The organism is Alloyangia pacifica (genome assembly GCF_003111685.1).
GTDB lineage: Bacteria > Pseudomonadota > Alphaproteobacteria > Rhodobacterales > Rhodobacteraceae > Salipiger > Salipiger pacificus_A.
The window spans coordinates 210080-223096 of record NZ_CP022191.1; the positions used below are offsets into that span (position 1 = coordinate 210080).

General features: G+C 68.4%; 13 protein-coding genes. 9 read left to right on the forward strand and 4 right to left on the reverse strand.

Going from position 1 to position 13017, the window contains the following annotated elements; translation table 11 throughout:
* The first annotated feature begins 16 nt into the window (after positions 1–16).
* The 5 genes from CEW88_RS20145 to CEW88_RS20165 are packed head-to-tail and all read left to right on the forward strand — an operon-like array spanning position 17 to position 5388.
* Positions 17–991 carry an ABC transporter permease gene (locus CEW88_RS20145; RefSeq protein ID WP_108970156.1) on the forward strand — a complete coding sequence of 325 codons (975 nt, stop codon included), beginning with the start codon at positions 17–19 and terminating at the stop codon, positions 989–991.
* Positions 991–1929, forward strand: a complete 939-nt coding sequence (locus tag CEW88_RS20150) for an ABC transporter permease (protein WP_108970157.1) — start codon at positions 991–993, stop codon at positions 1927–1929. Before CEW88_RS20145 ends, CEW88_RS20150 begins: the two co-directional genes overlap by 1 nt.
* Positions 1926–2891 (forward strand): ABC transporter ATP-binding protein, encoded by a 966-nt coding sequence (locus CEW88_RS20155; RefSeq protein WP_108970158.1) that lies wholly within the window; start codon positions 1926–1928, stop codon positions 2889–2891. The genes CEW88_RS20150 and CEW88_RS20155 overlap by 4 nt, the downstream gene beginning before the upstream one ends.
* On the forward strand, positions 2888–3910 hold the full coding sequence (locus CEW88_RS20160; RefSeq protein ID WP_108970159.1) for an ABC transporter ATP-binding protein: 1023 nt from the start codon (positions 2888–2890) through the stop codon (positions 3908–3910). Before CEW88_RS20155 ends, CEW88_RS20160 begins: the two co-directional genes overlap by 4 nt.
* Positions 3907–5388 carry a carboxypeptidase M32 gene (locus CEW88_RS20165; protein ID WP_108970160.1) on the forward strand — a complete coding sequence of 494 codons (1482 nt, stop codon included), beginning with the start codon at positions 3907–3909 and terminating at the stop codon, positions 5386–5388. The genes CEW88_RS20160 and CEW88_RS20165 overlap by 4 nt, the downstream gene beginning before the upstream one ends.
* A 267-nt stretch (positions 5389–5655) precedes the next feature.
* On the opposite strand, the gene CEW88_RS20170 is transcribed toward CEW88_RS20165, so the two are convergent.
* Positions 5656–6840, reverse strand: a complete 1185-nt coding sequence (locus CEW88_RS20170; protein WP_108970161.1) for a pyridoxal phosphate-dependent aminotransferase — start codon at positions 6838–6840, stop codon at positions 5656–5658.
* A 1-nt stretch (position 6841) separates the two neighbouring features.
* Positions 6842–7504, reverse strand: a complete 663-nt coding sequence (locus CEW88_RS20175; RefSeq protein WP_108970162.1) for a TetR family transcriptional regulator C-terminal domain-containing protein — start codon at positions 7502–7504, stop codon at positions 6842–6844.
* 155 nt (positions 7505–7659) lie between these two features.
* Here CEW88_RS20175 and CEW88_RS20180 point away from each other — a divergent pair, with 155 nt between their 5' ends.
* The 4 genes from CEW88_RS20180 to CEW88_RS20195 all read left to right on the forward strand — a co-directional run bounded on the left by CEW88_RS20180 (position 7660) and on the right by CEW88_RS20195 (position 10879).
* A complete protein-coding gene (locus CEW88_RS20180) occupies positions 7660–8433 on the forward strand; it encodes an ABC transporter ATP-binding protein (RefSeq protein ID WP_108970163.1) in 774 nt (257 codons plus the stop codon).
* Between the two features lie 38 nt (positions 8434–8471).
* Complete coding sequence (locus CEW88_RS20185) at positions 8472–9248, forward strand: transporter substrate-binding domain-containing protein (RefSeq protein ID WP_108970164.1); 777 nt, start codon at positions 8472–8474, stop codon at positions 9246–9248.
* 70 nt (positions 9249–9318) lie between these two features.
* Positions 9319–10038 carry an ABC transporter permease gene (locus CEW88_RS20190; protein ID WP_108970165.1) on the forward strand — a complete coding sequence of 240 codons (720 nt, stop codon included), beginning with the start codon at positions 9319–9321 and terminating at the stop codon, positions 10036–10038.
* Between the two features lie 88 nt (positions 10039–10126).
* Positions 10127–10879: an ABC transporter permease gene (locus tag CEW88_RS20195; protein ID WP_254694577.1), complete on the forward strand. Its 753-nt coding sequence runs from the start codon at positions 10127–10129 to the stop codon at positions 10877–10879.
* A 16-nt stretch (positions 10880–10895) separates the two neighbouring features.
* Here CEW88_RS20195 and CEW88_RS20200 read toward each other — a convergent pair whose 3' ends face one another.
* Both CEW88_RS20200 and CEW88_RS20205 read right to left on the reverse strand, forming a co-directional pair.
* Positions 10896–11852, reverse strand: a complete 957-nt coding sequence (locus CEW88_RS20200) for an NAD(P)-dependent oxidoreductase (RefSeq protein WP_108970167.1) — start codon at positions 11850–11852, stop codon at positions 10896–10898.
* 137 nt (positions 11853–11989) lie between these two features.
* Positions 11990–12997, reverse strand: a complete 1008-nt coding sequence (locus tag CEW88_RS20205; RefSeq protein WP_108970168.1) for a zinc-dependent alcohol dehydrogenase family protein — start codon at positions 12995–12997, stop codon at positions 11990–11992.
* Positions 12998–13017 lie beyond the last annotated feature (20 nt).

Here is a 13017-nt window from a genome sequence, read left to right on the forward strand (position 1 = left end):
CCGACAAGAGGCCCCAATGCTAGGATATCTCGCCAGGCGTCTCGCCCAGGCCGTGGTCGTGGTCTTCGCCATGTCGATCATCGTGTTCGTCGGCGTCTACGCCATCGGCAACCCGATCGACGTGCTGATCGACCCCGGCGCGACGCAGGAGATCCGCGCCAAGCTGATCGCCCAGTACGGGCTCGACCAGCCGCTCTGGCGGCAGTATTTCACCTTCCTTTCGAACGTCGCCCAGGGCGATCTCGGCACCTCGATGGTCTACAACATCCCGGTGGTCGATCTGGTCTTCTCGCGCCTGCCCGCGACGCTGGAGCTGGTCTTCGTCTCGGTCTGCATCGCGACCTTCATCGGCATCCCGGCGGGGCTCTACGCGGGTTACAAGCCCGGGAGCCTCGGAGCCCGCGCGATCATGGCGCTGTCGGTTCTGGGCTTTTCCGTGCCGACCTTCTGGATCGGCATGCTGCTGATCATGGCCTTCGCGGTAAATCTCGGCTGGCTGCCCTCTGGTGGACGCGGCGATGTCGGCAGCCTCTTCGGCATCCCCACCTCGCTGGCCACCGCCGACGGCTGGAGCCATGTCATCATGCCGGCGCTGAACCTGTCGCTCTTCAAGATGGGCCTGCTGATCCGCCTCACCCGCGCCGGCATGGTCGAGGCCATGCAGACCGACTACGTGAAATTCGCCCGGGCGCAGGGGCTGCCCGACCGGCAGATCGTCTTCAGCCACGTGCTGCGCAATATTTCCATCCCGATCGTCACGGTCTTCGGCCTCGAGCTCGGCTCGACCCTCGCCTTCGCCGTGGTCACCGAGAGCGTCTTTACCTGGCCCGGCGTCGGCAAGCTGATCATCGACTCGATCCTGCAGCTCGACCGGCCGGTAATGGTCACCTACCTGGTGCTGGTGGTGATCCTCTTCGTGCTGATCAACCTGGTGGTCGATCTCGTCTACGCCCGGCTCGACCCGCGCGTGCGCCTGAAGGGGAAAGCCTGATGTCCGACACCGCTCCCATTGCGCAGGCCAGCCTGCCCCTGCCACCCGCACCCGATGTCGAAACCCGCGCGCAGCGGTTGCGCAATTTCTGGGCTGACTACCGCCGCTCGCCGGTGGCGGTGGCCTCGTTGGTGGTGATCCTGCTCTTGGCCTTCGTCTCCTTCGGCGCGCCGCTGGTCTCGCCGCAGGATCCCTATGACATGGCCGCGCTCGACTGGATGGATGCCTTCCTGCATCCGGGCGAGACCGGCTCGGGCGGCTACACCCATCTGCTCGGCACCGACAACGCCGGGCGTGACATGCTCTCGGCGATCTTCTACGGGCTGCGCACAAGCTTCGTCATCGGCCTCTCGGCGGGGGCGCTGGCGCTCTTCACCGGCATCTGCGTCGGGCTCACCGCGGCCTATTTCGGCGGCCGGGTTGAAAGCCTGCTGATGCGCATCGTCGATCTTCAGCTCTCGATGCCCGCGATCCTGCTGGCGCTGGTGCTGGTGGCCATGCTGGGCCAGGGCGTCGGGCAGATCATCCTCGCGCTGGTTGTCGCGCAATACGCCTATTTCGCCCGTACCACCCATGGCGCCGCCACGGTCGAGCGCAGCAAGGATTACATCGAGGCCGCGCGCTCGACGCCGCTGCCAACGCGCCGCGTGCTCTTTCGGCACCTGCTGCCCAACGTCATGCCGCCGCTGATCGTGGTCGCCACCGTGCAAGTCGCGAGCGCCATCGCGCTCGAGGCCACGCTCTCGTTCCTCGGGGTCGGCCTGCCGCTGACCGAGCCTTCGCTCGGCTCGCTGATCTCCAACGGCTTCAAGTACATCCACTCGGACCGCTACTGGCTGTCCATCTATCCGGGGATATTCCTGATGATCACCGTGGTTGCCATCAACCTCGTCGGGGACCAGGTGCGCAGCGTGCTCGACCCGCGAGGCCAGCGATGACCGCCGCGCTCGAGGTTCGCGGCCTCACCACCCGCTTCGAGACCCGCAAGGGCCCGGTCACCGCCGTCAACGACGTCAGCTTCTCGGTGCAACCGGGGCGTATCATGGGGCTGGTCGGCGAAAGCGGGTCGGGCAAGAGCGTCACCGGCTTTTCCGTACTCGGGCTGATCGACGAACCGGGGCGCGTCACCGGCGGTCAGGTGCTGGTGCAGGGCACCGACCTGCGAACGCTCTCGCCCGACGCGCTGCGCCGGATGCGCGGGAGCAAGGTGTCGATGGTCTTCCAGGATCCGATGATGACCCTCAACCCGGTCCTGCGCGTCGGCGATCAGATGGCCATGGCGGTGCGGGTGCACGAAAAGATGAGCAAGCGCGCCGCCTGGGACCGCGCCCGGCAGGCGCTCGAGACCGTGGGCATTCCCGCCCCCGCCGAGCGGCTGCAGGCCTATCCGCACCAGCTCTCGGGCGGGATGCGCCAGCGCGTCGCCATCGCCATGGCGCTGCTGCACCGACCCGCGGTGATCATCGCCGACGAGCCGACCACCGCGCTCGACGTGTCGATCCAAGGGCAGATCCTCGCCGAGGTGCGCCGCCTTGCCGACGAGACCGGCACCGCCATCGTCTGGGTCACCCATGACCTCGCCGTGGTCAGCTCGCTCGCCGACGACATCTCGGTGATGTACGCCGGGCGCATCGTCGAGAGCGGCACCGCCGCGCAGGTGATCGGCAACCCGCGCCACCCCTACACCCGCGGGCTCATCGACAGCGTGCCAAGCCTGCACGAGCCCGGCGCAAAGCTGCCGCAGATCCCCGGCGCGACACCGCAGCTCGCGAACCTGCCCTCCGGCTGCCCGTTCCGCCCGCGCTGCGCCTTCGCCACCGAGGCCTGCGCCAGCCCCCCTCCCCTGCACGAGGCGCACGGCCGCCACGTCCTGTGCCATCACCCGCTGGAGGCGACATGACCGACCCCTTGCTGAAGATCGACACTGTCTCGAAGCGGTTCAGCCGCAAGCCGGGCCTGCTGGGCCGCGGCATCGATCGGATCACCGGCCGCAGCTCGGAAAGCACCGTGCACGCGCTGACCGATGTCTCGCTCGAGGTGACGCGCGGCGAGGTGCTGGGCATCGTCGGCGAATCCGGCTGCGGCAAGTCCACGCTCGGGCGGATCGTGTCGGGCATCTACGCCCCGACCGAGGGCGCGGTCCTGCTGGGCGGCAAGCCGGTCGCCCGCGGTGCGGATCACGGCATAGAAAAGCTGACCACCCGCGTGCAGATGATCCATCAGGATCCCTTTGCCAGCCTCAACCCGCGCATGAAAGTCGGCGAGACCATCGCCGAGGGCCCGCGCGTCCACCGCATCGTGGAGGCCGGGCGCCTGCGCGCCCGCGTCGCCGAGCTGCTGGAACAGGTCGGGCTCGAAGGCGCCTACGCCGACCGCCTGCCGCACCAGTTCTCGGGCGGCCAGCGCCAGCGCATCGCCATCGCCCGCGCGCTCGCCATGGAGCCCGAACTTCTGGTGCTCGACGAGGCGGTCGCCTCGCTCGACGTGTCGATCCAGGCGCAGGTGCTCAACCTCTTCATCGACCTGCGGCGCGAGCTCGACCTCACAGCGCTCTTCATCAGCCACGACCTTTCCGTGGTGCGTCACGTCTGCGACCGGGTGGCGATCATGTACCTTGGCCGGGTGGTCGAGCTGTCCAGCGCCGCGCGGCTCTACGCCCGCCCGATGCACCCCTATACCGAGGCGCTTTTCGCCTCGGTGCCCACGCTCGGCACCGGCCGCGCCGCCTTTCACCCGATCAAGGGCGAGATCCCCTCACCGCTGAACCCGCCCAAGGGCTGCGCCTTCCACCCGCGCTGCCCCTTTGCCGGGCCGCGCTGCCGCACCGAGGTCCCCCGGCTCGCGGCCCCCGAGACCGGCCATTCCGTCGCCTGCCACCTGCGCGACGGCGGCACCGGCGCGACGGAGGCGGCGGCATGACCAGCGATCTCTCGACCCGTGTCGCCCGGCTCAACGACGTCCTTTGCAGCGTCAACGCGCTGCAATGGGACGCGCGGGTGATGATGCCGCGCGGCGGGGCCGAAACCCGCGGCCACCAGCTTGCCACGCTCAAAGGCATCGCCCGCGAGATGATCCTCGACCCGGCAATGGAAGCCGCGGCAGAGGCGGCGCTTGGCACCGGTGAGGATGCCGCGGCGCGGGCGGTTCAGGCCGCGCGCCGCTGGCACGCCGCCTTGCCCGCCGAGTTGCTGCGCCGCCAGGCCGAGCAATCCGCCCTCGCCGGCGCGGTCTGGGCCGAGGCGCGCGCCAGCGGAGATTTCGCCCTCTTCAAACCCTACCTGCAGACCATGCTGGACCTCGCGCGGCAGGTCGCGCAGGCGAGCGGCTTCGGCGCGCACCCCTATGACGCGATGGTCCACGCCTTCGAACCGGGCGAGGCGGCCGCCAGCCTTGCCGCGCTCTTCGACCGGCTGCGCGCCGCGCAGAAGCCGATCCTCGACAGCGCGCTCGGCAAACCCAGACCCCGGACCGAGTTCCTCTACCGCGACTATCCCGTCGCGCAGCAGCAAGCCTTCTGCCGCGCGCTGGTTGCCGAGTTGGGCTATGAGTTCGCCCACGGGCGACTGGACACGGCGGTGCACCCCTTCGAGATCAGCATGACCCGCGGCGACGTGCGCATCACCTCGCGCTGGCGGCCCGATTACCTGCCGATGTCGATCTTCGGCTCGATCCACGAGACCGGCCACGCGCTCTACGAAATGGGCGTCGACCCGAGCTTCACCCGGAGCGCCATGACCACCGACATGATCGGCCTCTACGCCGTTGGCGGCACCAGCTTCGGGATGCACGAAAGCCAATCGCGCCTGCTGGAAAACCACGTCGGCCGCGCGCCGGAGTTCTGGCAGCGCCACTTCGACACCCTGCGCGATCATTTCCCCGAGCAGCTTTCGGATGTCAGCGCAGAGGAGTTCGTCGCGGCCGTCAACCGTGTCGAGCCAGGCCTCATCCGGGTCGAGGCCGACGAGCTGAGTTATGATTTCCACATCATGCTGCGCGTCCGGCTCGAGATGGCGCTGATGGAAGGCAGCCTCGACCCCGCCGACCTGCCCGACGCCTGGAACGCCGCCATGCGCGAAGATCTCGGGGTAGAGGTGCCGCACGATGGTCTCGGCTGCCTGCAGGACGTGCATTGGTCCTCGGGCTACATCGGCTCCTTCCCGACCTACACCATTGGCAATGTCACCGCCGCGCAGATCATCGAGCATTACCGCAACCATCGGCCCGAGATCGCGGCCGGACTCGGGCGCGGCGAGACGGGTCCGCTGCGCGAGGCTCTGAAGGCAGATGTCTGGCGGCACGGGCGGAGCCGCAGCCGGGCGGAAATCCTGGACGGACTGGGGCAGACGGCTTCGGACCCAGCGGCCTATATCGGATACCTTCGACGAAAGTTCACCTGACCGCGGGCCAGCGACACGCGTCCATATCTGAGGCCCAGGCGGTGCCCCTTGCTGGCGGTCAGTTCCATGCAAATGAAGGCGCCGTCACTCACCGCGTCGGGCGCACCGCTCGAAAGAGTGCTTTCCCGGTCTCGCCGCAGCAGGCTGTGGGGCGGTCAATCTCTCGGACAAGGTCGACCCATGGATGAGTTGACGCGCACCCGTCACGCGCAGCCTTGGCACCGCCCAATAGGCAGGGGCATCGAGCTGCCGACCCGGCACCACCTATCAGGCGACGGCGCGCCCGACCAGCGTCCGACACAGCGCCTCGATCCGCTGCGTGGCCAGCGCGAGCTCTGCGTCCGGAACCGTCAGCGCCACACGCACCAGCCCCGTGCCGTTGCTGCCGAAGGCGCTGCCCGGCATCACCGCCACGCCCTGCTCCTCCAGCAACCGCCAGGCGAAGCCCTCGCCATCGAGCCCCGTTCCCGAAACGTCGAGCATCAGGAACATGCCGCCGCGCGGCATCTGGGACGAAAGACCCGGCACATCGTTCAACCGGTCGCAGAGCATGCGCGCTCGCCGGCCAAAGGCCTCGCGCATCCGCTCCGAGGTATCAAAGGCCCCGCGCAGGGCGGCCTCGGTCATATCCGCGATGAAAGGCTGGTTGCCGAACAGCATCGTTTCCGAGACCGGCAGCACAGCCGCGCAGAACTCCGCCGGGCCGATGGCCCAGCCGCTGCGAAAGCCCGTGGCCGCGTGGCTCTTCGAGATCGAAGAAACCACGACCACCCGCTCGCGAAGCGCCGCGATCTCGATCGGCGAGGCGAAGCTGCCCTCGAAGATAAGCTCCGCGTAGACCTCGTCGCAGACGATCCAGAGGTCGTGCTCGGCGCAGATTTCCCCCAGAGCCTCCAGCGTCGCGCGGTCGATCACCGCGCCCGTCGGGTTGTGCGGCGTGTTGAGCAGCAGCACCCGGCTGTCCTTCGTTATGGCCGCGCTCAGGTCGTCCGGCTGCAGCACGAAATCCCGGTCCATGTGCAGCGGCACCGGCTGCACGTGGCCACCGGCGGCGGCCACCACGCCCTCGTAGGTGGCATAGTAGGGATCGCCGATCAGCACCCCCTCGCCCGGCCCCACCAGCCCCAGCATGACGGTGAAAAGCGCGGTCTGGGTGCCGGGAAAGCACAGCACGTTCTCGGGTCCGATATCCGGCTGCCGGGGCCGGTAGGCCTCGACCAGCGCATCGATCAGCCCCGGCTCGCCCCGCCCGTTGGAATATTGCGTGCGGCCTGCGCGCAGCGCGGTGACGCAGCGCTCGATCAGCTCCGGCGCAGGCGAGATATCCGGCTCGCCGATGGTCAGCTCGAGGATGTCCTCTCCCGCGTCGCGCCGCGCGCGGGCCGCGTTGTGCACCGCCCATTTGTCTCCGCCGAGGGTGCGCAGGCGTTCGGTGATCGCGGCATACCGCATGTCAGGTCCTTTCGTCTTCGAGCGCCAGGTGGCGCGTCAGCGTGGTGTCGGGCAGCCTCATGATGCCTTCGGCGGCCTGAAGCGCGATGCCAGAGAGCCGCCGCGCATCGTAAAGCCCGTGGCCGAGCGACCCCTCGATCCAAAGGCCATCGATCAACCCGTTGAGCGCGATGGCCAGATGCTTGCACCGGGCCGGGTCCGCCGGGCAGCCATGCGCCAAGAGCACCGGGTGGATGCGGGCTTCAAGCAGATCGAGGAACTCGCGGTAGCCCTCGCGGTGGATGTCGGCATAGGCCGGATCGACGCGCACGCGGCCCACGAAAGTAGCCCAGAGCGAGACCTTCACCCCGGAAAGGCTGGGCGGCGCGAAGTTGGCGGCAATGAATTCCGCCAGCGCCGCGTCGGGCGGTTGCGCGCCGCCGGCCCCGGAATCTTCGGCGGCGGCGGTCATCTGTCCCATGAGGTAGGCGTAGGCGGCGCGCACCATCTCCTCTTTCGAAGGGAAATAGTGACGGATCAGCCCCGCCGAGACCCCGGCGCGCTCGGCGATCTGCCGCGCCCCGGCCTTGTCGAGCCCGAGATCGGCGACGCAGGAGAGCGTCGCCTCGAGCAGGTCGGTGCGGCGACGGTCCTGCGACAGGCGGCTATAGACACGCCGGGTCACGCCCGGCCTCCCGCCGCCAAGAGCATCCTGTCACGCGCATTCCGTATGGTCACTTTGACTTCCTCGTCGAGATTTGTTTTACAGTCGTACAACAGCGAAGAAATTGCAAGGGATGCAGCCACCCGGGATCGTCCGGATTCGGCAGAGGGACAGCCATGAACGACGCCACGCCGGCGGTAGAGATCCGCGACCTGCACAAGCACTTCGGACGTCTCGAGGTGCTCAATGGCATCTCGCTCACCGCCCGCCCCGGCGACGTCGTGGCGGTGATCGGCGGTTCGGGTTCGGGAAAGTCCACCATGCTGCGCTGCATCAACATGCTCGAGACCCCCAGCGCCGGCCGGATCGCCATCCATGGCGAGCCCTATGCCATGCGCCCCACCCGCGACGGCGGGCTCGAGCCCTCGGACCGCGCGCAGTTGCAGCGCATCCGCGCCCAGCTCGGCATGGTGTTCCAGAACTTCAACCTCTGGCCGCATCGCACAGTGCTCGGCAATGTGATCGAGGTTCCAATGCAGGTGCTCGGCATCCCCAAGGAGGAAGCCGTCGCCCGCGCCCGTCAGGTCCTCGTCCGCGTCGGGCTGGCGGACAAGGAAGGCGCCTACCCCGCCCACATGTCCGGTGGCCAGCAGCAGCGCTGCGCCATCGCCCGCGTGTTGGCAGTGGAGCCGCTGGCGATGCTCTTCGACGAGCCGACCTCGGCGCTCGACCCCGAACTGGTCGGCGAGGTGTTGAATGTGATCCGCGACCTCGCCGCCGAAAAGCGCACGATGATCCTCGTCACCCACGAGATGGGCTTCGCCCGCGATGTGGCGAGCCACGTCGTCTACCTGAAGGACGGCAGGATCGAGGAGGAGGGCTCGCCAGAACAGATCTTCGGCGACCCACGCTCGCCGCACCTACAGCAATTCATCCGCTCGATCGCCTGACCGCGCGGGTGCACGACAAGACCAACAGAGGAGAGACCATGTTCAGAACACTCGCGCTTGCCGCCACTGCCGCCGCCACGCTCGCCGCCCCGGCCCTCGCAGAGCCTTACAAGGTCGGCATCGCCGCCGAGCCCTATGCGCCCTTCTACAGCCCTGCCTCGGACGGCAGCTGGAGCGGCTGGGAGATCGATTTTGCCGACGCGCTCTGCGCCGAGATCGAGGCCGACTGCGAGATCACCCCGGTGGCCTGGGACGGCATCATCCCGGCGCTCAACACCGGCAAGATCGACATGATCGTCGCCTCGATGAGCATCACCGAGGAACGCGCCAAACAGATCGCCTTTTCGGACAAGTACTATGACACGCCGACCGGCGTGATCGCCCTCAGGGACAGCAAGGTCGAGCCCACCCCCGAGGGCGTCAAGGGTGCCTATCTCGGCGTCTCGGTGGGCACCATCCACGAGACCTACGCCCGCACGCATTTCTCCGAGACCGCCGCCGACATCCGCAGCTACCCCACGGTGGACGAAGAGCTTCAGGATCTCGCCGCGGGCCGGATCGACGCGGTGATCGGCGACATGCTGGCGATGATGCCCTTCCTCGACACCAAAGCCGGCGCGGCCTGCTGTGAGTACCGCGGCGCGGTCAACAGCGACCCGGCGATCCTCGGTAAAGGGGTCGGCGTCGGACTGCGCAAGGAGGACAGCGAGCTGCTCGAACGGGTGAACTCTGGCATTGCGGCGATCCGCGAGAACGGCACCTACGACAAGATCTCGGAGCCCTACTTCGAAGGTCTCGACATCTACGGCAGCTAAGCCGCCTTCCCGGGCCGCGACACGACCGTCGCGGCCCGGGCACTGCAATAATCAAGGACACCGCCGCACGATGTTCGATGCTTTCGATTTCAGCCTGCTCGCCCTCACGTCACCGGGATGGGGCGGCGCGCTCCTTGCCGGGTTCCTGCGCTCGGTCGAACTGGCGGCAGGCGGCTATCTGCTCGGCATCGTCATCGGCCTGCTCGGTGCCACCGCCAAGCTCTACGGCGGGCGCGTGCTGCGCGATATCGCCGAACTCTACACGCTGCTCATCCGCGCGGTGCCAGAGCTGGTCTTGATGCTGCTCTTTTACTACGTGGGCACCGACCTGCTGAACAAGCTGATGGCCACCCTGGGCCGCGAGGGTATCGACATCGACGGCCTCAGCGCCGGTATCCTGGTGATCGGCTTGGTGCAGGGCGGCTACGCCACCGAGGTGATCCGCGGCGCCATCCGCGCCGTGCCGCCCGGGCAGATCGAGGCCGCGCAGGCCTTCGGTATGTCACCGCTCAAGGTGCTGCGCCGGGTGACCCTGCCTGCCATGACGCCGCATGCGCTGCCCGGCATGGCGAACCTGTGGATGATCGCCACCAAGGACACCGCGCTGCTTGCCGTGATCGGCTTCTCCGAGCTGACGCTGGTGACCAAGCAGGCCGCCGCCGCGACGCGGGAGTATTTCCTGTTCTTCGCCGCCGCGGGGCTGCTCTACCTCGCGCTCACCCTGATCTCGAACCTCGGCCTGCGCTGGCTCGAACGGCGCGCCCGCCGCGGCTTGCCGGCCGCCGCCTGAGGAGCGCCCCATGCCCGATATCAACATCGCCTCTCCGATCCGCCCCGCCCCTGCGCTGCCCCTGCGCGCCCGACTCGCGCCGCTGCTGATGCCGCACCGCCTGGCCCTGGCGGCGCTGGCGCTGGCTGCGCTCGCGGCGATCCTCACCCAGATGGACTGGACCTGGCTGCCCGCCTACCTGCCGAAGATCGGCCACGGACTGCTGGTGACCCTGACGCTGCTGGGCTCGAGCATCGCCGCCGGCCTCGCGCTCGCGCTGCCGCTCGGCGCGGTGCAGGTCGCCGGCCCGGCGCCCCTGCGCTGGCTGGCGGCCGGCTTCTGCACGGTGATCCGCGGAACGCCGCTGCTGCTGCAACTCTGGCTGATCTACTACGGCCTCGGCGCACTCTTCGCGCAATTCCCCGAGATTCGCGGCTCTTGGCTCTGGCCCTACCTGCGGCAGGCCTGGCCCTACGGTTTCCTGACGCTGGCCCTCTCCTTCGCCGCCTACGAGGGCGAGGTGATGCGCGGCGCCTTCGCCGGGGTGCCGCGGGGCGAACTCGAGGCTGCCCGGGCCTTTGGCATGTCGCCGCCAAAAGTGTTCCGCCGGGTCTGGTTGCCCCGCGCCATGCACCGCGCGCTGCCCACGCTGGCGGGCGAGATTATCCTGCAACTCAAGGCGACGCCACTGGTCGCGACAATCACCGTCACCGACCTCTATGCAGTGATCACCCGCGTGCGGCAGGACACCTACCTCACCTACGAGCCGCTGCTGCTGTTGATCGCGATCTACCTGTGCCTGAGCGGCACTCTGACCCTGCTGCTGCGCTGGATGGAGGGGCGGGTGCCGAGCGGGCGCTGAGCCCGCCCCGAGAAGGTCAGTAGCCGCGCGCCCGGTCCACCGCACAGATCATCGGGCGCCCGTCGCGCAGCGCCCGCGCCGTCTCGACCACCTGCTCGGCCACCACCTCGGGCAGAGAGTCGCTGGCCACATGAGGGGTGATCCGCAGCCGCGCATCTTGCCAGAAGCGGTGCTCAGGCGGCAGCGGCTCTGCGCGGAAGACATCCAGCGTCGCCGCCGCCAGTTGGCCGCTGTCCAGTGCCGCCTCGAGATCGGCCTCCACAAGGTGCTCGCCACGACCGATTTGCACCAGACTCGCCGCCGGAGCGAGCTGCGCGAAGAGCGCCGCATCCAACACGTTCTCGGTCTCGGCAGTCAGCGGCAGGACATTGACGAGGTACTGTGCACCCTCGGCCGCACGCGCCACGGCGCCCGGCCCGGAAAGATAGCTCACACCCGGCAGCCGCTCTGCCGGTTCGCCGCGACAGGCCACGCGTACCGAAAATCCCAAGGCCCGCAGCCCGGTCACCACCGCCCGGCCCATAGTCCCGTGTCCCAGCACCGCAACCTGCACCGAACCCGGGGCCCTCATCCGAAGCGGAAGCCACCGGGCTTTGGCGGCATTGCGCGCCATCTCGGCGAAGCCGCGCTCGTAATGCAACACCTCATGCACCGCATAGCCCGCCATCAGTTCGGCCTGATGCGGATCACGCACCCGCGCAACGACGGCAGCGTCGGGCAGTCCGGGATGCGCCAGCAAAGCGTCGACGCCCGCCGCGACCGACATGGCGAGCCCAAGGTTCGGATAAGGCGCGAAAGCCCCCTCTCCCGGCTCCCAGCAAATCGCGAAGCGCACATCCTCGGGTCGGTCGATCTGGTCGGGGCGGCGCAGCAACACATCCGACGCACACTGCCGCAGCGCTGCGCCGTAAAGCGCATCCAGGTCCGCCGTTGCACTGAGGTATACACCGAGGATTGGTGACTGCGCGGGCATGGGGCTGCTTCCCTTTCATTGATCGGGACTCTTATTGCACAAATGTACAATAGACGCCATGCCGCCGGCTCTGCCATCCGCCGGATCGGCGCCCGCGCGCGGCCGCCGGTCGCGCCCATGCCGCGACCGGCGCGAGATCACATGGTCACACAGATCTTGCCGAAATGCGCGCCGCTTTCCTGGTAGCGGAAGGCCTCGGCGAGATCGGCCAGCGCGAAACTGCGGTCGATCACTGGGCGGAGGTTCAGCGCCTCGAGCGCCTTGACGAAGTCGAGCTGGTGCTGGCGCGAGCCGACGATCAGTCCCTGAAGCCGCTGCTGGCGCGCCATCAACAATGCCGTGGGAATTTCGCCGGAGCGCCCGGTGAGCACGCCGATCAGTGCGATATGTGCCCCCGGGCGCCCCGCAACGATGGATTGTGCCAGCGTCGCCGGACCGCCAACCTCGACCACGATGTCAACGCCGCGCCCGCCGGTGAGGCGGCGCATCTCCTCGCCCCATTCGGGCGTGGTGCGGTAGTTGATCACGTGGTCCGCCCCGAGCGCGCGCAGGCGCTCGAGCTTGGCGTCGGACGACGAGGTCGCAATCACCGTTGCACCCATCGCCTTGGCAAGCTGAAGCGCGTAGATCGACACGCCGCCGGTTCCCAGCACCGCGACCGTATCGCCTGCCTTGATCCCCGCATCGACCACCAGCGCGCGCCAGGCGGTCAGCCCGGCGGTGGTGATCGTCGATGCCTCCTCGTGGCTCCAGCCCGCGGGCGCAGGGGTGAACCAGGAGGCGGGCAGCGTGACCCGCTCACGGGCGTAGCCGTCGCGCCCGTCACCCGGCGTGGTCGAGAAATCGCTAGGGCGATCGTCGCCGGTCTGCCAGTCGGGGAAGAAGCAGGACACCACAGCATCGCCGGCTGCGAAGCCCTCGACACCTGCGCCGACCGCCTCTATCTCGCCCGCGCCATCGGCCATCGGGATCCGACCGTCAGGCAGCGCGCCCTCGACGGCGCAGACCCGGTAGTCGTGGTAGTTCAGCGAACTGGCGCGCAGGCGCACGGTAATTTCACCGGCCGCCGGAGCCGAAGGCTCCGCGGTGTCGCTCGTGACGAGATTCTCGAGACCGCCCGGCGCTTTGTTTGTCACCTGTTTCATTGGATTGCCTTCCTTCTGTC